Source organism: Mycobacterium sp. NGS16, assembly GCF_059813225.1.
Genome location: NZ_JCALEE010000003.1, coordinates 1 through 22340, shown reverse-complemented (window position 1 = coordinate 22340; position 22340 = coordinate 1). Strand labels below are relative to the sequence as shown.

At 69.6% G+C, this 22340-nt stretch carries 18 protein-coding genes and 3 pseudogenes; 6 read left to right on the top strand and 15 right to left on the bottom strand.

The window, feature by feature from the left end; genetic code table 11:
• Positions 1–42 precede the first annotated feature (42 nt).
• From AC5Y4Q_RS09810 to exaC, 4 genes and pseudogenes are all read right to left on the bottom strand, one after another.
• Entirely contained in the window at positions 43–570 is a 528-nt protein-coding gene (locus AC5Y4Q_RS09810) for a hypothetical protein (RefSeq protein ID WP_064922916.1), read from the bottom strand.
• Positions 563–841 carry a putative holin gene (locus AC5Y4Q_RS09805; RefSeq protein WP_064922915.1) on the bottom strand — a complete coding sequence of 93 codons (279 nt, stop codon included), beginning with the start codon at positions 839–841 and terminating at the stop codon, positions 563–565. Before AC5Y4Q_RS09805 ends, AC5Y4Q_RS09810 begins: the two co-directional genes overlap by 8 nt.
• A 41-nt stretch (positions 842–882) precedes the next feature.
• Positions 883–1278, bottom strand: a pseudogene (locus AC5Y4Q_RS09800) (DUF779 domain-containing protein); the annotation flags it as partial.
• A 13-nt stretch (positions 1279–1291) separates the two neighbouring features.
• Positions 1292–2815 (bottom strand): acetaldehyde dehydrogenase ExaC, encoded by a 1524-nt coding sequence (exaC, locus tag AC5Y4Q_RS09795; RefSeq protein WP_064922911.1) that lies wholly within the window; start codon positions 2813–2815, stop codon positions 1292–1294.
• 62 nt (positions 2816–2877) lie between these two features.
• On the opposite strand from exaC, the gene AC5Y4Q_RS09790 reads away from it, so the two are divergent.
• Positions 2878–4929, top strand: coding sequence for a prolyl oligopeptidase family serine peptidase (locus tag AC5Y4Q_RS09790; protein ID WP_109535716.1), 2052 nt, complete (start codon positions 2878–2880; stop codon positions 4927–4929).
• A gap of 3 nt (positions 4930–4932) precedes the next feature.
• Here the strand turns inward: AC5Y4Q_RS09790 and AC5Y4Q_RS09785 are convergent, their stop codons facing one another.
• From AC5Y4Q_RS09785 to AC5Y4Q_RS09770, 4 genes are read right to left on the bottom strand one after another with little or no spacing between them, the layout of a single operon-like run.
• Positions 4933–5763 carry a hypothetical protein gene (locus AC5Y4Q_RS09785; protein ID WP_064922907.1) on the bottom strand — a complete coding sequence of 277 codons (831 nt, stop codon included), beginning with the start codon at positions 5761–5763 and terminating at the stop codon, positions 4933–4935.
• Positions 5763–7289 (bottom strand): aldehyde dehydrogenase family protein, encoded by a 1527-nt coding sequence (locus tag AC5Y4Q_RS09780; protein ID WP_064922905.1) that lies wholly within the window; start codon positions 7287–7289, stop codon positions 5763–5765. The genes AC5Y4Q_RS09785 and AC5Y4Q_RS09780 overlap by 1 nt, the downstream gene beginning before the upstream one ends.
• Positions 7290–7348: 59 nt before the next feature.
• The gene (locus tag AC5Y4Q_RS09775; protein WP_064922903.1) at positions 7349–7873 is read right to left on the bottom strand and encodes a mycothiol transferase; all 525 of its coding nucleotides are present in this window, start codon (positions 7871–7873) and stop codon (positions 7349–7351) included.
• Between the two features lie 11 nt (positions 7874–7884).
• The gene (locus tag AC5Y4Q_RS09770) at positions 7885–8265 is read right to left on the bottom strand and encodes a VOC family protein (protein ID WP_064922937.1); all 381 of its coding nucleotides are present in this window, start codon (positions 8263–8265) and stop codon (positions 7885–7887) included.
• 46 nt (positions 8266–8311) lie between these two features.
• Here AC5Y4Q_RS09770 and AC5Y4Q_RS09765 point away from each other — a divergent pair, with 46 nt between their 5' ends.
• Complete coding sequence (locus AC5Y4Q_RS09765; protein ID WP_064922901.1) at positions 8312–10036, top strand: N-acyl-D-amino-acid deacylase family protein; 1725 nt, start codon at positions 8312–8314, stop codon at positions 10034–10036.
• Positions 10037–10120: 84 nt separating this feature from the next.
• Here the strand turns inward: AC5Y4Q_RS09765 and AC5Y4Q_RS09760 are convergent.
• Positions 10121–10992 (bottom strand): annotated as a pseudogene (locus AC5Y4Q_RS09760) (type IV toxin-antitoxin system AbiEi family antitoxin).
• A gap of 141 nt (positions 10993–11133) precedes the next feature.
• Positions 11134–12150, bottom strand: coding sequence for an aldo/keto reductase family protein (locus AC5Y4Q_RS09755; protein ID WP_065019272.1), 1017 nt, complete (start codon positions 12148–12150; stop codon positions 11134–11136).
• 59 nt (positions 12151–12209) lie between these two features.
• Between AC5Y4Q_RS09755 and AC5Y4Q_RS09750 the strand changes: the two genes are divergently transcribed.
• Both AC5Y4Q_RS09750 and AC5Y4Q_RS09745 read left to right on the top strand, forming a co-directional pair.
• Positions 12210–12599 carry a pyridoxamine 5'-phosphate oxidase family protein gene (locus AC5Y4Q_RS09750; RefSeq protein ID WP_064922898.1) on the top strand — a complete coding sequence of 130 codons (390 nt, stop codon included), beginning with the start codon at positions 12210–12212 and terminating at the stop codon, positions 12597–12599.
• A gap of 9 nt (positions 12600–12608) precedes the next feature.
• Positions 12609–13010: a pyridoxamine 5'-phosphate oxidase family protein gene (locus AC5Y4Q_RS09745; protein WP_064922896.1), complete on the top strand. Its 402-nt coding sequence runs from the start codon at positions 12609–12611 to the stop codon at positions 13008–13010.
• Here AC5Y4Q_RS09745 and AC5Y4Q_RS09740 read toward each other — a convergent pair.
• The 3 genes from AC5Y4Q_RS09740 to AC5Y4Q_RS09730 form a co-directional block, all read right to left on the bottom strand.
• Positions 12991–14307, bottom strand: a complete 1317-nt coding sequence (locus tag AC5Y4Q_RS09740; protein ID WP_064922935.1) for a bifunctional adenosylcobinamide kinase/adenosylcobinamide-phosphate guanylyltransferase — start codon at positions 14305–14307, stop codon at positions 12991–12993. The two genes, AC5Y4Q_RS09745 and AC5Y4Q_RS09740, sit on opposite strands and share 20 nt — an antisense overlap.
• A gap of 85 nt (positions 14308–14392) precedes the next feature.
• Positions 14393–16018, bottom strand: a complete 1626-nt coding sequence (gene groL / locus AC5Y4Q_RS09735) for a chaperonin GroEL (protein ID WP_064922894.1) — start codon at positions 16016–16018, stop codon at positions 14393–14395.
• A 188-nt stretch (positions 16019–16206) separates the two neighbouring features.
• Positions 16207–16773 carry a TetR/AcrR family transcriptional regulator gene (locus tag AC5Y4Q_RS09730; protein ID WP_064922893.1) on the bottom strand — a complete coding sequence of 189 codons (567 nt, stop codon included), beginning with the start codon at positions 16771–16773 and terminating at the stop codon, positions 16207–16209.
• A gap of 99 nt (positions 16774–16872) precedes the next feature.
• On the opposite strand from AC5Y4Q_RS09730, the gene AC5Y4Q_RS09725 reads away from it, so the two are divergent.
• Complete coding sequence (locus AC5Y4Q_RS09725) at positions 16873–17781, top strand: SDR family NAD(P)-dependent oxidoreductase (RefSeq protein ID WP_064922891.1); 909 nt, start codon at positions 16873–16875, stop codon at positions 17779–17781.
• Between the two features lie 6 nt (positions 17782–17787).
• On the opposite strand, the gene AC5Y4Q_RS09720 is transcribed toward AC5Y4Q_RS09725, so the two are convergent.
• Positions 17788–18489 (bottom strand): M24 family metallopeptidase, encoded by a 702-nt coding sequence (locus AC5Y4Q_RS09720; protein ID WP_064922889.1) that lies wholly within the window; start codon positions 18487–18489, stop codon positions 17788–17790.
• A gap of 55 nt (positions 18490–18544) precedes the next feature.
• On the opposite strand from AC5Y4Q_RS09720, the gene AC5Y4Q_RS09715 reads away from it, so the two are divergent.
• The gene (locus tag AC5Y4Q_RS09715; RefSeq protein WP_064922887.1) at positions 18545–20236 is read left to right on the top strand and encodes a DEAD/DEAH box helicase; all 1692 of its coding nucleotides are present in this window, start codon (positions 18545–18547) and stop codon (positions 20234–20236) included.
• Between the two features lie 91 nt (positions 20237–20327).
• Here the strand turns inward: AC5Y4Q_RS09715 and AC5Y4Q_RS09710 are convergent.
• A pseudogene (locus AC5Y4Q_RS09710) lies at positions 20328–22340 on the bottom strand (PE family protein); the annotation flags it as partial.

The window sequence follows — 22340 nt, the reverse complement described above, 5'->3', positions numbered from 1 at the left end:
CGTTCGGAAGCGCGGCGGCCCGCAGCCATCCGTCGCTGAGCATCAGTACGGGATGATCCCGCCGACGCAGCGGCTCACGTGCTGGCAGAAGTAGTGGCCGTACAGCGGCGCCGCGGCGACGGCCGAGGCGAACACCGCCGACATCAGCGCTATCGCCACCGCCGCCACCAGCGGTTTCTCGCCCACCATCGCCGTGATCAGCCCGGCGACGATGCACACGGCCGCGTAGACCACCACCACGAACACGGCCGGGGTCTTGTCGGCCAGCGAATACCACCAGGAGAACAATCCCAGCCCGATACCGGCCGCCGGGATCCAGACCGCAACCAGAACCAGCGCCAGCTGCCACCATTTGAGGAAGCGGTATTGCCCCTCGACCACGACCGGCTTGGGCGGCTTGACCGGTGCCGGCCCGACCTTCGACTCGGGCTCGCCCGGCTCAGGTTCCAACACCGCCTCCGACTGGGACGCCGGCCCGGGCAGCGGCGTCGGATGCGGGCCGGTGTCAAACGCCGGCGGCCAGTGCGGTTCCGTCATCGGCAGCGCCCCGGTGTCAGTGGTCTCAGACACCCGAGACCGCCTGAATCGCCGCCAGGGCCCCGAACCAGCCGACCGCCAGCGCGAGCAGAAACGCACCCACTGCGGTTACCCAGCGGCGCGAGGACACCAACACCAGCACCAGGCCCGCGACGCTGGGCACTCCGAGCACCAACGCGATGACGGCGTCCGGGCGCACGTGAGCGGTGATCAGCAGCGTCGTCCCGACTCCGGTCAGCACACCGACGGCGGTCCCGACCAGCATGATGCTGCTCAACAGCCAGGGGCGCGGCAGCGGAATCACACCAGCAGATTTTACGACCGCAGCGCCGCTTAGCGCGGTAGCGACCCGGTGATCACCGGGACTTGCCCCAGCACAGCGTTCTCGCGGTCGGTGAAAGCCCGACCACGGGACAAAAATCGCATGCCCTCCGGCGCTTCCAGGCTGAACCCGGCACCGCGGCCGGGCACCACATCGATGATCAGCTGGGTGTGCTTCCACGCCCCGAACTGCGGCCCGGAGATCCACACCGGGACGTCGCCGGCCCCGCTCACATCGAGCACCCCCAGTAGCACGTCGTGGTCGCCAACGATGAAGTCGCCGTCGGGATAGCACATCGGCGCCGAGCCGTCGCAGCAGCCGCCGGACTGGTGGAACATCACCGGGCCATGCCGGGCGACCAGTCGCGCCACCAGGTCGGCCGCGGCGTCGGTGATCAGCACCCGGGCCGGCGCGTCCATCAGAACAGGCCCATCAAAAAAGACCCTGTGCCGTCTGGGAGTAGGACACCAGCAGGTTCTTGGTCTGCTGGTAGTGGCTGAGTACCATTTTGTGGTTCTCCCGGCCGATGCCGGACTGCTTGTACCCGCCGAACGCGGCGTGCGCGGGATAGGCGTGGTAGCAGTTGATCCACACCCGGCCGGCCTGGATGTCGCGGCCGGCCCGGTAGGCGGTGTTGCCGTCGCGGCTCCACACCCCGGCGGCCAGCCCGTACAGGGTGTCGTTGGCGATCGCAATGGCATCGTCGTAGTCGGTGAACGACGTCACCGACACCACCGGGCCGAAGATCTCCTCCTGGAAGATCCGCATCTTGTTGTCTCCGGCGAAGATCGTCGGCTGCACGTAGTAGCCACCGGACAGATCGCCGCCCAACTCGGCGCGCTCTCCGCCGGTGATCACTTTGGCGCCCTCACCCTTACCGATCTCGATGTAGGACAGGATCTTCTCCAGCTGGTCGTTGGAGGCCTGCGCGCCGATCATGGTCGCGGGGTCCAGCGGGTCGCCTTGGCGGATCGCCTTGGTGCGGATCGCGGCCAGCTCCAGGAACTCGTCGTAGATGTCGGCCTGGATCAGCGACCGCGACGGGCAGGTGCACACTTCGCCTTGATTGAGCGCGAACCCGGCGAAGCCCTCCAAGGCCTTGCCCTGGAATTCGTCGTTGGCGGCCAGCACATCGGAGAAGAAGATGTTGGGGCTCTTGCCGCCCAGCTCCAGGGTGACCGGAATGATGTTGTGGCTGGCGTACTGCATGATCAGCCGGCCGGTGGTGGTCTCCCCGGTGAAGCCGATCTTGGCGATCCGGTTGCTCGATGCCAGTGGCTTGCCGGCCTCCACCCCGAATCCGTTGACCACGTTGATGACACCGTCGGGCAGCAGGTCACCGATCAGGCTCATCAGGAACAGGATCGAGGCGGGGGTCTGCTCGGCCGGCTTGAGCACCACCGCGTTACCGGCGGCCAGTGCCGGCGCCAGCTTCCAGGCCGCCATCAGCAGCGGGAAGTTCCACGGGATGATCTGGCCGACGACGCCCAACGGCTCGTGGAAGTGGTAGGCGACGGTGTCGTCGTCGAGCTGGCTCAGCGAGCCCTCCTGGGCCCGGATCGCCGCGGCGAAATAGCGGAAGTGGTCGACGGCCAGCGGAATGTCGGCGGCCAGCGCCTCCCGGATCGGTTTGCCGTTGTCCCACACCTCGGCGACCGCGAGCTGCTGACTGTGCTCTTCGATACGGTCGGCGATCTTGTTGAGGACCTGTGCCCGCTGGGCCGGCGCGGTCTTGCCCCACGCCGGAGCCGCCGCGTGCGCGGCATCCAGGGCCTTGTCGATGTCGGCCGCCGTGGAGCGCGGGATCTCGCAGAACACCTCGCCGGTGACCGGCGTGGCGTTCTCGAAGTACTCACCGGAGACCGGTGCCTCCCACTGCCCACCGATGAAGTTGCCGTAGCGGGACTCGTAGCTCATCAGCGCCCCGGCGGAACCCGGACGTGCGAATACGGTCATCGGTGGGTGCTCCTTTCGGGTGTTGCACAACTCACATTACCGCCGCCGTCACAATGGCTTCCATGGCTTCCCAGGCTTCCCAGGCTGCCGACCACGTCGACGATCCGTACCTCTGGCTGGAGGACATCACCGGCGAGCCATCGCTGGACTGGGTGCGCGCCCACAACGCCCCGACCGTCGACGAGTTCGCCGGCGACGACTTCGAGGCGATGCGCACCGCGGCACTGGACGTGCTCGACACCGACGCCCGCATCCCGTATGTGCGCCGCCGCGGGGAGTTTCTCTACAACTTCTGGCGCGATGCCGCCAATCCGCGCGGGCTGTGGCGGCGCACCACGTTGGACAGCTACCGCAGCGCCGCCCCGGAGTGGGACGTGCTCATCGATGTCGATGAACTGGGCCGAACTGACGACACCAACTGGGTGTGGGCCGGTGCCACAGTGATCGAGCCCGAGCTCACCCGGGCGCTGGTGTCGCTGTCCCGCGGCGGCTCGGACGCCGTGGTGGTCCGCGAGTTCGACATGGCCACCCGGGAATTCATCTCCCCTGCTGCTGGCGGCTTTCAGCTACCCGAGGCCAAGACCCGGATCGGCTGGGAGGACGAGGACACCGTGCTGGTGGGCACCGACTTCGGACCCGATTCGCTCACCGAGTCGGGCTATCCGCGGATCGTCAAGCGGTGGCGGCGCGGCCGGCCGCTCGCCGACGCCGAGCTGGTGTTCGCCGGGGAGACAACCGATGTGGTGGTGGCCGCGGGCCGCGACCGCACCCCCGGATTCGAACGCACCCTGGTCTCGCGGGCGGTCGACTTCTTCAACGACGAGGTCTATGAGCTGCGCGGCGATCCCGGTCAGCAGGAGCTGATCCGCATCGACGCACCCACCGACGCGACGGTGTCGGTGCATCGGCAGTGGATCCTGATCGATCTGCGCACCGACTGGGACACCGGCACCGCGTCCTACCGGGCGGGTTCACTGCTGGCCGCCGACTACGAGGACTTCCTGGCCGGCACCGCGCAGTGCCGCGTCGTCTTCGAACCCGATGCCCACACCGCCCTGCACCACTACGCGTGGACCCGCGACCGGCTGATCCTGGTCACCCTGCACGACGTGGCCAGCCGGGTGGAGGTGGTGACGCCCGGCGACTGGCGGCGGCGTCCGATTGCCGAAGTGCCGGCCAACACCAACACCGTGATCGCGGCCGCCGACGACACCGGCGACGAGATCTTCTTGGACTCCAGTGGATTCGACCGCCCGTCGCGACTGTTGCACGGCCCGGTCGACGGTGAGCTGACCGAGATCAAATCCGCCCCCGCCTTTTTCGATGCCGACGGCCTGCAGGTCACCCAGTACTTCGCCACGTCGAAAGACGGCACCGCCATCCCGTACTTCGTGGTGCGCCCGGAAGGGGCCACCGGCCCGACACTGCTGGGCGGCTACGGCGGATTCGAGGTGGCGCGCACCCCCGGCTACGACGGGGTGCTGGGCCGGCTGTGGCTGGCGCGCGGCGGCACCTACGTGCTGGCCAACATCCGCGGCGGCGGCGAATACGGCCCGGGTTGGCACACCCAGGCGATGCGCGCGGGCCGCCACCTGGTGGCCGAGGATTTCGCCGCGGTGGCAACCGATCTGGTGGACCGCGAGATCACCACGGTGGCACAACTCGGGGCGATCGGAGGCAGCAACGGCGGGCTGCTGATGGGCATCATGCTCACCGCCTACCCGCAACACTTCGGCGCGCTGGTCTGCCAGGTGCCGCTGCTGGACATGCGCCGCTACCACTTGCTGTTGGCCGGCGCGTCCTGGGTCGCCGAGTACGGCGACCCCGACAACGCAGAAGACTGGGAATTCATCAGCAAATACTCGCCTTACCAGAACATTTCGGCTGACGCGACATACCCACCGGTGCTGATCACCACCTCGACCCGCGACGACCGGGTGCACCCGGGCCATGCCCGCAAGATGACCGCGGCGCTGCAGGACGCCGGGCACCGCGTCTGGTACTACGAGAACATCGAGGGCGGCCACGGCGGGGCCGCCGACAACGCGCAGGCGGCGTTCAAGTCCGCGCTGAGCTTCGCGTTCCTGTGGCGGATGCTCGGCAGCCGGCGCTGAGAATCAGGCTTTGCGCAGTCCGCCCAGCAGCGCGACGGCCACCCCGACCAACACCAGCACCGCCCCGGCGGCCAGGGTCAGATTGAGCCAGAGGTGCAGGTTGTTCTCGGCCAGATCCACGACGGCATCGGCGATCCGGCGGATGTCGCCGGTCGCCTGGTTGAGCACCTGGCTCAGATAGCGCCGCGCCACCTCGATCCCCGACCAGCCCGCCGCACCCACCACCAGCCCGGAAACACCGAGGGCGGCCAATGCCCGGCCGCGATGCCGCGCCGCGGCCAGCGTCAGGATCGCGCACAATCCGGTCAGCGCGACCAGCACCAGAGTCAGCCACGGCCCCCACACCGCCAGGCGGTGCAATCCGCCGGGACGCGCCACCTCCGTCGACGTCGGCGTCAGCGGAATGGTCATCGACGCCGGCAGCGCAATGTGATAGTCCGACAGCAGTTGCGCAAATGCCTTGTCCCGCAACATCGGTACCACGTCGATTTGCCACGGGCCGGTGTCGGCGCCGCCGAACAGCCAATCATGGCCGTCGGAGTTCACCTGCACGAACTGCTGAGGAAACGACGGCCCGGCGGTGTATTCGGCGGCGGCCTCGCGCACCGGGGACGGGTCGAGCGGGAAACCCTGTGCACGGACCAGCCGGACCGTCTGCGAGGTGAGTTCAGCGGCAACCGCGTCCTGCAGGGCCGGCTGGTCCGCGGCGCGCGCCGCCAGCCGCGCGTAGCCGTCGGCGTCGATCAGATTGCACTGCGCCCATGCCGCCGGCAACGTCACCGCAAGGGTCGCGGTGGTCAGCAACCAGAACAGCGCCGCCGTGAGGAAGCGCACTACTTCGCCGTGCGGCGCGGTCGCGCCAGCGCCATCCGGGTCATCAGTCCGTTCATCCGGGCCAGCGCCTTGAGCGAATTGTGGTAGTAGTTTCCGCCGGCACCGACGTTGGTGCGCGGCGCCACGACGACCTCCTGCCGGCAGAACTTGCGGATCCCGTCGACGCCGCCGAAACGCGCCCCGATCCCCGAAGTCTTCCAGCCGCCCATCGGCGCCGTCGTGCACATCAGGTTCGAGATCACGTCGTTGATATTCACCGCACCGCAATCCAATTGGACCGCGATGTCTTTGGCCCGGGCCACATCGCGGGAGAAGACCGAGGCACTCAGCCCGTAGGGGCTGTCGTTGGCGAGCCGGATCGCCTCGTCGACGCTGGCGACCTTCATGATCGGCAGGGTCGGGCCGAAGGTCTCCTCGGTCATGCAGGCCATCGAGTGGTCGACGTCGACGAGCACGGTCGGCTGGTAGAAGCTGCCCGGGCCGGTGGCGCGTTCACCGCCGGTCAGCGCGCGCGCTCCCGCGGCCACCGCCTCCTTGACGTGACGCTCGGTGACAGCCAGTTGCGCGTCGTTGATCAGCGCCCCGAAGTGCTTGCCCTCACCGGTGCCCATCTGCAGCGCTTCCACGTCCCGGACCACTGCCGCCACGAACTTGTCGTAAACGGGTTCCAGCACATACACCCGCTCGACCGACACACAGGTCTGCCCGGCGTTGAACATCGCGCCCCACACCGCGGCGTGCGCGGCCAGGTCGATGTCGGCGTCCTCGCAGACGATCATCGGGTCCTTGCCGCCCAGTTCCAGGCTGCACGGAATCAGTCGGCCTGCGGCCCGCTCGGCCACCTTGCGTCCGGTGCCGGTGGAGCCGGTGAACTGGACGTAGTCGGCGTTGTCGATCACGGCTTCGGCCACCTCGCGGGCGCCCTGAACCACGGCGAACACGTCCGGGCCACCGCTGGCCTGCCAGCCGTCACGCAACAGCTCCGCGGTCAGCGGAGTCTGCTCGGACGGCTTGAGCAGCACCGCGCAGCCGGCCGCCAGCGCCCCGATGGCGTCCATCAACGCGTTGGCCACCGGGTAGTTCCACGGCGCGATCACCCCGACCACCGGGCGCGGCCGGTAGTGCACGGAGATCTTCTTGACCGCCATCAGCGGCAGCGCCGCCGGCCGGGCCTCCGGGGCCACGGCCTTGTCCATCACCTTGATCACGTACGACAGGATCATGATCAGCAACGGCACCTCTTGGGCCGCGTCGGTGCTGGACTTGCCGGTCTCGGCGATCAGCAGCCGCTCGATCTCGTCCCGGTGCTCGCCGAGCCACACCGCGAAGCGGGCCATCACCTTGGCCCGCCCCTTGGCGCCGCGGCGTTCCCATTCCTGCTGGGCGGTGCGCAGGCCGGCGGCGATCGCTTCGACGTCGGACGGATCGGTCCAGCGCACCTCCCCGGCAACCGCCCCGGTGGCGGGGCTGAGCACGGTGTCGGTGCCGGACAGTGCAGTGGTGGGGGCGGGCGTGGTGGTGGTCATGGCGCCATGTTAGTCCCGGTTGTGATCCCCGTCGCACCCGCCTTCGACAGGTGTCAAGTTCAGCTGGGTGCGATCCCCCGCAGGTACGCGGCTTGCCCCAAGTGCTGGGCGCAGTCGTCGAGGATGCTGACCAGCCGCACACCTGCGGTGACCGGCGGATCCCAGTGTTTGTCGACGACCCGGGCCAGTTCGGCGGCGGTGACGCCGTCGAGGTAGTCCAAGGTCAGCTGGTGCACGGCGTGGTAGTAGCCGGCCAGCAGTTGTGCCGGGGCGCGGACCTTGGCGACGTCGGCGGCGCTGTGGCCGTACCCGGTGTCGTCACGCGGCAGATCGAGGCCGAACCGGTCCACCCAGCCGTCGCGGGTCCATACCTGCTCGAGTCCGGCGACCTGCGCGAGCTGGATGTCCTGCACCCGCGCGCTGTGCCAGAGCAGCCACGCGATGCTGTTGGCCTCCGCCGTCGGCCGATAGTCGGCCACCTCATCGGTGAGGCCGTCGGTGAGTTCGTCGGCGTGCTCGATCAACCGGGTGAACGCGTCGCGGAGCAAGGCCCGCAGCGCGGCGGCTGTGTCGTTCTCCGTCATACCGCCCGACGCTACGCCTGGTGGCAGACCGCCTCGACGTTGTTGCCGTCCGGATCGCGGACGAACGCCCCGAAGTAGCCGGGGTGGTACTCGGGCCACAGTCGCGGCGCGTGCAGCGACTCGGCACCGAGTTGCACGGCGGTGTCGTAGAACCTCTGGACTTGGTCGCGGTCGGCGGCGCTGAACGCGACGTGGACCTCGCGGTTGGGACCGTTGGCCTCGCCCGCACTGGCATCGGCGATCCAGAAGTCGGGGGCGCGCTCGCCACTGCCGTAGCCGATGGCCACACCGACATCCATCTTCCGGCTGTAGCCGAGGACGCCGAGCACCGCGTCGTAAAACTTCTGCGACCTGGCGTAGTCAGTGCAGTTGATGCCCAAGTGGTCGATCACAAACACATCCTGGCATGAGACCCCGACGCGGTCGTAGATTGACTAGATGAGCCTCGACGTCGTGGTCCGCAACGGCACGATTGTCGACGGACTGGGCGGGCAACCCTACGTCGGCGACGTAGCGGTCCGCGACGGCGTCATCACCCAGATCGGCGAGATATCCGGGGACGCGCACCGTGTGATCGACGCGACCGGCCTGCTGGTCACACCGGGTTTCGTGGACCTGCACACGCACTACGACGGGCAGTCGATCTGGTCGGATCGGCTCAATCCCTCGTCGGCGCACGGAGTGACGACCGCGTTGATGGGCAACTGCGGGGTGGGTTTCGCGCCGTGCCGGATCGCCGACCATGAGGTGCTGGTCGATCTGATGGCCGGCGTGGAAGACATTCCCGGCGTGGTGATGACCGACGGCCTGCCCTGGACGTGGGAGACCTTCCCGGAGTTCATGGATGCCCTCGACGCGCGGCCGCGCGACATCGACGTCGCGGCATTCCTGCCGCATTCACCACTGCGGGTCTACGTGATGGGACAGCGCGGTGTCGACCGCGAGCCGGCCACCCCCGCGGACCTGGCACGGATGCGCGAGCTGGCCCGGGAGGCCGCCGAGGCTGGCGCACTGGGCTTTTCGTCGTCTCGGCTGACCACGCACCGCACCCGGACCGGAGCCCAGATCCCCAGCTACAACGCCGCCTACACCGAGATCCTCGAGATCGGGCGCGGCGTCGCCGCCGGTGGCGGAGGCTTGATCCAGTTCGTTCCGGACCTTCCCGATGGCACGTATCAGCCTGTGCTGCAGCAGGTTTTCGACGCCGCTACCGACGCGGGCCTGCCGGTCACCTTCACTTTGCTGATCGGCAACGCCGGCGAGCCGCTGTGGCGCGACGCGATCGCCATGGTGGAGAAGGCCAACAGCTCCGGCGCCGAGATCACCGCCCAGGTGTTCCCCCGTCCGGTGGGGCTCATGGTCGGTTTGGACCTGAGCATCAACCCGTTCGTGTTGTACCCGAGCTACCGGGAGATCGCGCACCTGCCGCTGGCGGAGCGGGTCGCCGAGATGCGGAAACCCGAGGTGCGGAAACGGATTCTGGCTGATCAGCCCAACATCGTCCCGACGAATCCGATCGCTTACCTGGCCCAGTCCTGGGACTGGACCTACCCGCTCGGCGATGACGCCGACTACGAACCGGATCCGACGAACAGCATTGCGGCGCGCGCCAAGGCACGTGGCGTCTCCCCCGCCGAGGAAGCATACGACCGGCTGCTTGATGACGACGGGCACGCCATCCTGCTGGATGCGCTGGCCAACTTCGAGCACAATTCGCTGGACACCGTCGGTGCGCTGATGCGCCGCGACGACGTGGTGCTGGGCCTGGGCGACGGTGGCGCCCACTATGGAATGATCTGCGACTCAAGCTTTCCCACCTATGTGCTGACGCACTGGGCCCGCGATCGCGAATCCGGCCGGCTCAGCGTTGCCGAGGCGATCCGCGAACTGACCTCCGTACCGGCCCGGACCGCCGGGCTCAACGACCGGGGCCGCATCGCTGTCGGCTACAAGGCGGACCTCAACGTCATCGACCACGAGCGGCTGCGGCTACACAAGCCGGTGGTCACCTATGACCTGCCCGCCGGTGGGCGACGGCTCGACCAGACCGCCGACGGTTATGTGGCGACGGTCGTCTCCGGCGAGATCATCGCTGAGCACGGCAAACCCACCGCGGCCCGGCCCGGCAAGCTGGTGCGCGGCCGTCAGGCGGCGCCGGCCTGATCAGCCTCGTCCCACGCTCGGCCCTTTCGCCCGCCGTGCGGTTTCATTCGCGACACGCCGTGGGTTGGGTATGAGACCGCACGCTCACCACGTCCTCGGGCAGCCGCGGTCGATCAATGCCGCGCCCACCTGGTCGAGGAAGGCCCACGGCCGCTTGTGCAGCGTCCCGGCGGCCAACCTGATGTCCAGCCAACCGCGTTCGGCGATCAGGGCAGAACGCTCCGCGTCCCACTCACGCTGCTTGGGGTCGGTCCAATGATGCGCGCCCTCGAAGTCGACCCCGACCAGGAATTCCGGCCAGCCCAGATCGATGCGCGCGAACACGTGACCGTACGCGTCGTATACCGGAATCTGAGTCTGCAGTGGCGGGAATCCGTTTTGCACGAGCAAAAGGCGGGTCAATGACTCCTAGGGAGAATCGGCACCGGCATCGACGAACCGCAGCGTCTCCGCCAACTGGCGCAGTCCGGGTATGCCGCGGTGGCTCGCCATGACGGCCTGGATGTCGACCACCTTGACGTCGGTCGCATTCATCAACGCATCAACTCGCTGCACGCCCTCTTGGAACGGAAGCCTTCGGCCGATGTCAAAGGCGGTGCGGGCGGGCGTGGTCAAGGGAAGGCCGTCAAGCAATTGGGTCTCGCCTGGCAGCAGCGAGTCGGAGTGCACACGGATCAGCTTGGGGGGCCGGCGATTGGTATGCACGAGTTCTGCGGGTAAGTCCGGCTCGATCCACTTGGTTCCCAAGAGCGCAGCTGCTGACAGCCCGGCTAGGACACCTCGGCGGCGCGACCACAGCCACGCGGCGACAGCGCGTCGCTGCGGCGACAGGTCCGCTTCCCGGGGTGCCCACACCCCCGGTAGATAGCGGCGTGAAAGCGACGGAGCTCGCGGAACGTCAGCGCACCGGATTCAAGCGCCTCCGCCGCCCGAAAGGGCCACTCAATTGCCTGCATACCCGGAGGGTCGCAAGAATCCCCGTCATCGCCCGACGCCTATCCACAGCAGTCGGTACTGCGCTGCCGAATGTGCGGTTTCATCCGGAAGTCGCGGCGTGTTGGGGATAAAACCGCACAACGGGTGGAGGGGTCAGGTGCCTACAGCAGGCGCTGTGCCGGGGTGGACTTGGCCACCACCGCCGGGTCTGAGGTGACGACATCACCCAGCACCTCGTCGATGCGGGCGAGCAGCTCGGCCGGGATGCGCACCCCGGAAGCCTTGACGTTCTCGCTCACCTGCTCGGGCCGGGACGCCCCGACCAAAGCGGCGGCGACGTTGTCGTTCTGCAGCACCCAGGCGATCGCCAGCTGCGCCGTGGTGAGACCCAACTCGTCGGCGATCGGGCGCAGCTGCTGCACCCGGGTCAGCACGTCGTCGGTCATGAACCGCTTGACGAAGTTGGCCCCGCCCTTCTCGTCGGTGGCGCGCGATCCGGCCGGCGGCGGCTGCCCGGGCAGGTACTTGCCGGACAGCACCCCCTGGGCCATCGGCGACCAGACGATCTGGCTCAGGCCCAGCTCCCGGCAGACCGGAATCACCTCGGGTTCGATCACCCGCCACAGCATCGAATACTGCGGCTGGCTGGAGATCAGCGAGACCCCCAGCTGGCGGGCCATCCCGTGGGCCTGGCGGATCTGGTCGGCGGTCCACTCACTGACACCGATGTAGAGCGCCTTGCCCGCCCGGACGATGTCGGCGAAGGCCTGCATGGTCTCCTCCAGCGGCGTGAAGGAGTCATAGCGGTGTGCCTGATACAAGTCGACGTAGTCGGTGCCGAGCCGGCGCAGCGACCCGTTGATGGCCTCCATCATGTGCTTGCGGGACAGGCCGGTGTCGTTGCGGCCCAACGGGGCCGGCCCGATCGGCCAATAGACCTTGGTGAAGATCTCCACCGATTCGCGCCGACGGCCGCGCAACGCGGCCCCGAGAACTTCCTCGGCCCGACCGTTGGCATACACGTCCGCGGTGTCGAACGTGGTGATGCCGGCATCGAGCGCGGCCTGCACGCACGCGGTGGCGACATCGTTTTCGACCTGCGAGCCGTGGGTGAGCCAGTTGCCGTAGGTGATCTCGGAGATCTGCAGGCCGGAGTTGCCCAGATAGCGGAATTCCATACCGCCATCTTGGCGCACGGCGGGCGGGGTGTCTGCGGCGAATCACTATTCTCGATTTCATGGCCAATTCCGTCGACCTCGCTCGCCTGGCCGAACTGCTGCCCGGCTACCGCTTCGCCTATCTGGTGACTGTCGGCGACGACTACCGGGTCCGCATCACCGCGGTCACCCCGACCTTCGACGGCGCCCGGGTGAATGTCGGTCCGGTCGGCACCCACGGCCGGGAGAACATGGCGGCCCGGGCCGGCGTCACGCTGGTCTGGCCCGCACGTGCGGTGACCGACTACTCACTGTTCGTCGACGGCCTCGCCGAGCTGCCCGACGACCCGGCCGCGCCGGTCCTGGTCACCCCGACCAAAGCCCTGCTGCACCGGCCGGTGTTCGAGGAGGGCAGCGAACGGGCTGTCGGCACCGTCCACGACTGCGTGCAGCTCCGCACGGGCAACTAGGCTCGCCCCATGTGCTCCAACGTGGATTTCGACCGCCTCGCCGAGAAGCTCGTGGGTTATGACTACGCCTACCTGATCACCGTCGATGCCGAGAACCGTCCGCATCCGGTGCCGGTGATGCCGACACTGGACGGCGACATCGTGCGCATCGGCGCGCTCGGCGGGCGGCGCAGCCGGGCGAACCTGGCGCGCAGCAGCGATGTGACGGTGATGTGGCCGCCGCCGGTCCCGGGCGGCTACACCGTCATCGTCGACGGCACCGCCGAGGTCTCCGACGCCGGCGAGCTGGCCCGCGTAGCGATCTCCCCCAGCCGCGCGGTGCTGATCCGGGTCGCTACCCCGGAGTCACCGGGCGAAACCCCCTGCTACAGCGACTGCGTCGACCTGAAGCTCACTGCGCAGGGAGCCTGAGCGGCCGACCTGCCACCATCAGCACCACCTCGTCGGACGCGGCGGCGATCCGCGCGTTGAGCACACCGAGCAGGTCACGGAACAGCCGGCCGGACCCGGTGGCCGGCACCACCCCGCTACCGACCTCGTTGCTGACCGCCACCGCCCGCACCGGGCAGGCCCGCCAAGCTGCCACCAGCTCGTCGATGTCGGTGTGCACGCCGTCCAGTGCGCCGCCGTCCCACACGCCGTGCAGATCCATCCGGGCGGTGAGCCAGGTGCCCAAACAGTCCAGCAGCAGCGGGGTTTCGGCCGCCCGCAGCATATCGGCGGCATCGCTGGTCTCCACGGTTCGCCACGACGCCGGACGCCGGGACCGGTGCAACCGTACCCGCTCGGCCCACTCCGGGTCGCCCTCGCGCACCCCGCCGGTGGCCACGTAGGTCACCGCAGCCTGTCCAGCCAGCAGCGCTTCGGCGTGCGCAGACTTGCCCGACCGGGCTCCACCGAGAACCAGGACCCGGGTCGGCGCCGCGCCCACGATCTCCCCGTCACGCCCGGCACGCGCACCCGAATCTGCTAGTACTGCAACCAATTCCGCTTCCGCAGGGTTGTGGTGACTCAGGTGGACGGCGATGACATCGGTCGTGGCCACGGCAGCACCGGAGCTTCGCAACGCCGAGACGGTCGCCGCGAACGCGGGCAGATCATGGTGTTCGGTGCCGTGCCCGGTGTGCATCCCGAACGTCTCTTCCAGAAACACCGCATCGAAGGCGGCGCCCGCCACCGCGGCGTGCGTCTGTTCGGGCAGCGGGCCGGTGTCGGTGGCCCAGAGAATCCGACCCCCAACGGTTTCCAGGTCGTAGAGCACCGCGTCACCGCCGAGGTCCGCCCCGTGCGCGGCCGCCAGCACGCGCACCCGGTAGTCACCCAACCGCACGTCGTCGCCGGGCCCGACCTCGACAAAGCGCACCGGATCGTCGGGGCCGACCCAGTGCCGGCACTGGTCGAGAGCGCTGGCCGGCCCGACCACATCGAGGCGCTCGCCGGCCCCGGTCCAGTGCCGCATCAGCAGCGCTGCCGGCCCGACATGATCCCAATGGCCGTGGGTGAACAGGATATGGCGCACCGAAGCCAGCGATCGCCCGAAGCGTGCGGCGGCGCGCGGCGCCTCCGGCCCGCAATCGAGCAGCAGCACGTCGTCGACCAGCGCGGCGGTCTGCCCGCGAACCTCGGTCGCCGATCGGCAGGAGGCGCACCGGCAGAACGGGTTCGGCCAGCCGTCGGCGCTGCCGGTGCCCAGCAGCAGGATCTCCATACCGCCATCCTTGCGCACGGCCGGCACAGCTACGAAAAAGCCCGGCCCCCACCGCGGGGAGCCGGGCTCTTTCGTGCAACCAGACTTAGAAGTCCATGCCGCCCATGCCACCGGTCGGGTCGCCCGCGGGTGCGGCCGCCTTCTCCGGCTTGTCGGCGACAACCGCCTCGGTGGTCAGGAACAGGGCCGCGATCGAGGCTGCGTTCTGCAGCGCCGAGCGGGTCACCTTCACCGGGTCGGCGACGCCGGCCTTCAGCAGGTCCTCGTACTCACCGGTGGCGGCGTTGAGGCCGCTGCCGGCGGGCGAGTTGCGGACCTTCTCGGCCACCACGCCCGGCTCCAGGCCGGCGTTGAAGGCGATCTGCTTCAGCGGGGCCTCCAGCGCGACCTTGACGATGTTGGCGCCGGTGGCCTCGTCGCCCGAGAGCTTCAGCTCGTCCAGCGACGGCGCGACCTGCAGCAGGGTCACGCCACCACCGGCGACGATGCCCTCCTCCACGGCGGCCTTGGCGTTGCGCACCGCGTCCTCGATGCGGTGCTTGCGCTCCTTGAGCTCCACCTCGGTGGCAGCCCCGGCCTTGATGACCGCGACGCCGCCGGCCAGCTTGGCCAGCCGCTCCTGCAGCTTCTCCCGGTCGTAGTCGGAGTCGCTGTTCTCGATCTCGGCGCGGATCTGCGACACCCGACCGGCGATGGCGTCGGAGTCACCGGCACCCTCGACGATGGTGGTCTCGTCCTTGGTGACGACGACCTTGCGCGCCTTGCCCAGCAGCGAGATGTCGGCGGTCTCCAGCGACAGGCCGACCTCTTCGCTGATGACCTGGCCACCGGTGAGGATCGCCATGTCCTGCAGCATCGCCTTGCGGCGGTCACCGAAGCCGGGGGCCTTGACGGCCACCGACTTGAAGGTGCCGCGGATCTTGTTGACGACCAGGGTGCTCAAAGCCTCACCCTCGACGTCCTCGGCGATGATCAGCAGCGGCTTGCCGCCCTGGATGACCTTCTCCAGCAGCGGGAGCAGGTCCTTGACCGTCGACACCTTGGAGCTGACCAGCAGGATGTAGGGGTCCTCCAGGACCGCTTCCTGACGGTCGGCGTCGGTGACGAAGTAGCCCGAGATGTAGCCCTTGTCGAAGCGCATGCCCTCGGTGAGCTCCAGCTGCAGGCCGAAGGTGTTGGACTCCTCGACGGTGATGACACCCTCGTTGCCCACCTTGTCCATCGCCTCGGCGATCAGGTCACCGATGGACTGGTCGCCCGCGGAGATCCCGGCGGTCGCCGCGATCTGCTCCTTGGTCTCGACCTCCTTGGCGTCCTTCAGCAGGGTCTCGGAGACCTTCTCGACGGCCTTCTCGATGCCGCGCTTGAGGGCCAGCGGGTTGGCGCCGGCCGCCACGTTGCGCAGGCCTTCCTTGACCAGCGCCTGGGCCAGCACGGTGGCGGTGGTGGTGCCGTCACCGGCGACGTCGTCGGTCTTCTTGGCGACCTCTTTGACCAGCTCGGCGCCGATCTTCTCGTAGGGGTCCTCCAGCTCGATCTCCTTGGCGATGGACACACCATCGTTGGTGATCGTGGGGGCGCCCCACTTCTTCTCCAGGACGACGTTGCGGCCCTTGGGGCCCAGCGTCACCTTGACCGCGTCGGCGAGGGCGTTCAGGCCCCGCTCGAGGCCGCGACGGGCCTCTTCGTCATACGCAATTTGCTTAGCCATTGCGAAGTGATTCCTCCGGTTAGGGGATGCACGTCTTGTCGGTCGGGTCAGTGCCCGCGACGGACGGCTGTGGGTGTGCTCCGCAGGTGCGGCCCCGTACCTCACCGTCCCGACCTAGCACTCACCGGTCGCGAGTGCCAACGTCATTCTTAGCACTCGCCCATGGAGAGTGCAAGATCACCGCCGCCCTATTGCGGCGCGCGCAAACCGTCCATGACGACGTCGGTCACGCGCTCGGCCAAGGCGGAGTTATAGGACTGCATCGCCTGGCATCCGACCAGGATCGCCTTCACCTCAGGTACGTCGAGGTCGTGACGCACGGTGCCGGCCTGCTGGGCGGCGCGCAGCAGTTCGCCGAGCACCGCCAGGAATGCCTGCTCGGACTCCGGCGCGGCTTGCGCGATATCGATGCCGAGGCCGGCCAGCGCTTCGGCCAGACCCCGATCCGTCGCGCCCCACTGCAACACCACCGACCGCAGGAAAGTGAAGATCGCCGCCCCGGGTTCGTCGGATTCCAGCAGGGCATAGCCGCCGTCGACGACGCGCTGCATACGGTCTTTGATGACGGCCCGAAACAGCTCGTCCTTGGTCGGGAAGTGCCGGTAGATGGTGCCGGCTCCCACTCCGGCGCGCCGGGCGATCTCGTCGATCGGTACCGACAAGCCTTCGGCCGCAAAGGTTTCGTAGGCGACTTCCAGAACACGCGCGCGGTTGCGCGCGGCATCGGCACGCAACGGGCGTGCTGATCGAGCCACCAGAATCCCCAATCGATTGACAAAACGGGGCGCGCGTTCCGTATAGTTGAACCAACCGGAGCGCCCGCCCCGTTTACCCTACCGCTTCAGGAGTCTCCCGTGGCCAAGTGGACAACCGCCGACATCCCCGACCAGAGCGGCCGGGTCGCCGTCATCACCGGGGCCAACACCGGCCTCGGCTTCGAAACCGCCGCCGCGCTCGCCGAACGGGGCGCCCAGGTGGTGCTCGCGGTGCGCAATCTCGAGAAGGGCAAGGACGCCGAGTCGCTCATCCGCCGGCGCAGCCCCGGCGCCGACGTGGCGCTGCAGGAGCTCGACCTGACGTCGCTGGACTCGATCCGCGCCGCTGCCGATCAGGTGCGCGCCGCCCACGACCGCATCGACCTGCTGATCAACAACGCCGGAGTGATGTACCCGCCCAAGTCGACCACCAAGGACGGCTTCGAGCTCCAGTTCGGCACCAACCACCTGGGCCACTTCGCCTTCACCGGTCTACTGCTGGACCGGCTGCTGCCGGTCCCCGGGTCCCGGGTCGTGACGGTCAGCAGCCTCGGCCACCGCATCCGCGCCGACATCCACTTCGACGACTTGCAGTCCGAGCGCGGCTACAGCCGGGTCCGGGCCTACGGGCAATCCAAGCTCGCCAATCTGCTGTTCACCTATGAGCTGCAGCGCCGGCTGGCGGCGCATGGGACGACGATCGCCACGGCCGCCCACCCCGGCGGCTCGGACACCGAGCTGATGCGCCACCTGCCGCGCTGGGCTGCGGCCGCCTACCCCCTGATCAAACCGCTCTTCCAGGGTGCGGACATGGGCGCGCTGCCGACGCTGCGCGCCGCCACCGACCCCGGCGTACTCGGCGGGCAGTACTACGGCCCGGACGGTTTCGGCGAACAACGCGGTTACCCCACGCTGGTGAAGTCCAGCCGTAAATCCCACGACGCCGACACGCAGCAGCGGCTCTGGACCGTCTCGGAGGAACTGACCGGGGTGGTCTATCCCGTATAGCCGGGCTCAACCCACGTCGAGCAGTTCCTCATAGAAGCCGCCGAACCCGCGATCCGGGTTGACCAGGTGCACTTCGAGGATCCAGTGGCAGACCCGGCCGGTGCGGTCGGTGCGGCGCATCGGCTTGTCCGAGCCGGGGGTGATGTAGAACTGGGCGTCGTCGCCGGAGATCTTCTTGTGCGGGAACTCACCCAGCAGGTGCCCGGCGATCGGTGCGCCGAACTCGAAGCCCCGCCCGCGCGCCAATCCCACCACGTGGTCGTAGAGCTGGGCGCCGGTGATCTCGGCGTGCGCGTCGAAGAACGCCCGCCCGGACTGCCACACTCCCGGCAGCGCGTCACGCAACGCCAGCTTGTCCGGGTCGTCGCCGAGCACGAAGGTGCGGCCGAAGTCGGCCTCCCACGCCTCGAAGATCGGTCCCAGGTCGAGGTAGACGATGTCGTCGTCGGCCATGACGCGATCGGGCGGGTCGGCGCGGAACGGCTGCAGGGTGTTCTCGCCGGCGCGCACCACCCGCTTGTGCCAGTGCCGGGTCACCCCGAACATGTGGGCGGCCAGGTCGGCGATCTCATCGGACAACTGGCGCTCGCCGACACCGGGGCGGACCATGCCGCGGCGCTCGATCTCGTCGAACAGCGCAGCGGCTCTGGTCTGCGCGTCGAGCAATCGCTCGACACGCACGGATTCCGGCTCGCCCGGGGTGGACACGCCTGCGATGCTATCGGCTTGCCCTAGACTGCATTCCGATCAGATAGGAGACCGGGTGCGGGCTGACGCAGCGCCCAGCACCCGGGCTTTGCGGGGCTGGCAACGGCGGGCTCTGGTGCGGTACCTAACCGCCAAGCCGCGAGATTTCCTGATGGTGGCCACCCCCGGCGCCGGCAAAACGACCTTCGCGCTGCGCATCGTCGCCGAACTGCTCGCCGACCGCACCGTCGAGCGCATCACGATCGTGGTGCCCACCGAGCACCTGAAGGTGCAATGGGCGGCGGCCGCCGCGGAACACGGCGTCGCACTGGACCCGCGGTTTTCCAACTCCGCCGCCCAGACCAGCTCCGAGTACCACGGTGTCGTCGTCACCTACGCGCAGGTCGCCAGCCACCCCGCCCGGCACCGGGTGCGCACCGAGGCCGCCAAAACGCTGGTGATCTTCGACGAGATCCACCACGGCGGCGACGCCAAGAGCTGGGGTGACGGCATCCGGGAGGCGTTCTCCGATGCCACTCGCCGGCTGGCGCTGACCGGCACGCCGTTCCGCAGCGACGACAGTCCCATCCCCTTCGTCAACTACGAGCCCGATGGCGCCGGCCACCTCCGATCGGTGGCCGACGACAGCTACGGCTACCCGGAGGCGCTGGCCGACGGCGTGGTGCGCCCGGTGATGTTCATGGCGTATTCGGGCGAGGCCCGCTGGCGTGACAGCGCCGGCGAAGAGTACTCGGCCCGGCTCGGCGAGCCGCTGACCGCCGAACACACCGCCCGGGCGTGGCGCACAGCGCTGGACCCGGCCGGGGAATGGATGCCGGCGGTCATCACGGCTGCGGACAAGCGGCTGCGCCAGCTGCGTGACGGTGGCATGGCTGACGCCGGCGGGATGATCATCGCCTCGGATCAGAAGGCCGCCCGGGCCTACGCCAAACTGCTGACGAACCTCACCGGCGAGGCCCCGACCGTGGTGCTCTCCGACGACGCCGGTGCCTCCGACAAGATCGCGCAGTTCTCCGCGGGGACCAGTCGCTGGCTGGTGGCGGTGCGGATGGTCTCCGAGGGTGTCGACGTGCCGCGGCTGGCGGTCGGGGTGTACGCCACCAGCGCGTCCACTCCGTTGTTCTTCGCGCAGGTGATCGGCCGGTTCGTGCGGTCGCGGCGGCCCGGCGAGACCGCCAGCATCTTCCTGCCGTCGGTGCCGTCGCTGCTGGGCCTGGCCAGCGAGCTGGAACAGCAGCGCAATCACGTGTTGGGCAAGCCGCACCGGGAGTCCGAACGCGACGAGCTCGCCGAGGCCGAGCGCCGGCGCGACGAGCCCTCGGAGCTGGAGAACAAGTTCGAATCGCTGGGCGCCGACGCCGAGCTCGATCAGGTGATCTTCGACGGCGCCTCATTCGGCACCGCCACCCCGGCCGGCAGCGAGGAGGAGGCCGACTATCTGGGCATCCCCGGGCTGCTCGACGCCGACCAGATGCGGGACCTGTTGCGGCGCAGGCAGGAAGAGCAGCTCGACCGGCGGTCCAAGGCGGTCAACGACGGCGGGGTTCCGGTGCCGGTGACCACCCATGGCCAGTTGCGGGCGCTGCGTCACGAACTCAACGCGCTGGTCTCGGCGGCGCATCACCGCCTCGGCAAGCCGCACGGCTGGATCCATAACGAGTTGCGCCGAATCTGCGGCGGCCCGCCGGTGGCGGCAGCGACGTCAGATCAGCTGCGGGCGCGCATCGAGGCCATCCGGCAGCTGTAGCGCTTTTGCCGCTTCGCCGAGCGTGTACTCACTGCGAAAAATCGGGCGAAATTTCGCAGCAGGTACACGCTCGGCGAACGTCAACCAAGGATCAGGGCTGACCAGCCGCGCCGCCTTGGCCGGCGGTGCCGTCGGTGCCCTGGGCGCCGCCTTGGCCTTCCGAGCCGTCGCTGCCGTCGATGATGGTGTTGCCCTGCGCAACCTGACCGGCAGCGCCGCCGGAACCGCCGTCACCGCCCGCGGCGCCCGTCCCGGCGGTACCCGCCGCACCACCAGCACCGGCAGTGCCCGCGCCGTCGGCGCCGTGGCCGGCGTTCCCGCCGTTGCCGCCGTTGCCGCCGTCACCGCCGTTGCCGCCGTTGCCGCCGTCACCGCCGTCACCGCCGTCGCCAGCGGTGGCCACGTTTCCGTTGCTGACCGCGCCGCCGGTGCCGCCGTTACCTCCGGCACCGCCGACGTCACCGTCCGCGCCGTTACCGCCGCTGCCACCGGCGCCGCCGTCACCGCCGACACCACTCACGGTGCCGCCAGCTCCGCCGGCACCACCGGCGCCCCCATTGCTGCCGCTGGTGCCGCTGGCGCCGTCGCCGCCGTTACCGCCGTGACCACCGGCACCGCCGGAGGCATCGCCGGTGCCATCGCTGTCGCCGTAGCCGCCGTTGCCGCCGTCGCCGCCGGCCGCCCCGGTGCCGCCGGTGCCGCCGTTGCCGCCGTCGCCGCCGGTACCGTTGCCGGCGCCGACGTCGCCGTTGCCGCCGTTGCCGCCGTTGCCTCCCGCTCCGCCGGGGCCGCCATCACCACCGGTGCCGCCGGTGCCGCCGGTGCCGTTGGCCTCGCCGCCGAATACGGTGCCGCCCATCCCGCCGTCACCACCGGGCGCCCCGAGCCCACCGGTGCCGCCGGTCCCGCCGTTACCGCCGGTGGCGTCTGCGGTGGGGCTGGCGAAGCCGCCGCCGATCCCACCGTTACCGCCGGCCTGGCCGACTGCCGTGCCGGGGTCGCCGGCACCGCCGTCGGCCCCGATGCCGCCGGGGCCCTGTTCGATTACGGGTGCATCGGTACCGTTTCCAGCCGCCGGCGGGATGTTCTGCGCCGGCGGGTTGCCGCCGGTGCCGTCCACACCGTTGCCGCCGGCACCGCCCCGACCGCCGTTGCCGACCGCCCCGGCCGCCCCGCCGGCGCCGCCGTTGCCGCCGTCCTGGGCGATGGTGCCGTTGCCGGTGGTGACGACTTGGCCGTGAGCGCCGGCCCCGCCGTTGCCGCCGTTGCCGACGCCGGTCGCCGCGGCTCCGGCGGTGCCGTCGGCGGCTGTGGTGCTGCCGTCACCGCTGGCGCCCCCGGTGCCGCCGTTACCGGCGCTACCGGCGTCGCCGGCATTGCCGCCGTTGCCGCCGCTGCCGGCCGTGGTTCCGGTTCCACCCGCAGCGCCGGCTCCGCCGTCACCGCCATCACCGGCGTTGCCGGCTGCTCCGCCGTTGCCGCCGACCCCGCCGGCACCTGCGGCACCGTCGCTGTAGCCGTCGGCCTGTGCCACGCCACCGGCACCACCCACACCGCCGTTGGCGCCGGCACCGCCGTTGCCGCCGCTGCCGCCGTCGGTACCGTCACCGCCATTGCCGCCGCTGCCGGCTTCGGCGTCGGCGCCGTTGGTCCCCTCAACACCGTTCCCGCCGGCACCGCCGTTACCACCGGCCCCGCCGGCGCCGCCATTGCCGGCGTTACCGGCGTTGGTTCCGCCGGCCCCGCCGTCACCACCCCGGCCGCCGGTGCCGCCATCGGTGCCGTTACCGCCGTCGAGGTTGGTGGCCGTGCCCGCGGTGCCCGCGGCACCGTTCGCGCCGTTGCCGCCGGCGCCGCCGTTGCCGCCGTTGCCGTAGGCCCCACCGTTGCCACCGGCGCCCCCGTTGCCGCCGGCCGCACCGGCTAACGCATTGGCGTCGGTGGCCGCGTCATAACCATCACCGCCGTCACCGCCGTTGCCGCCGCCACCGCGGGCGCCATCGCTGCCACTGCCCCCGAACAAGCTCGCACCCACGCCGCCCTTGCCACCGGTGCCCGGAGCCGCGCCATTGCCGCCCGCGCCGCCGTTGACATTGGCAGCGGT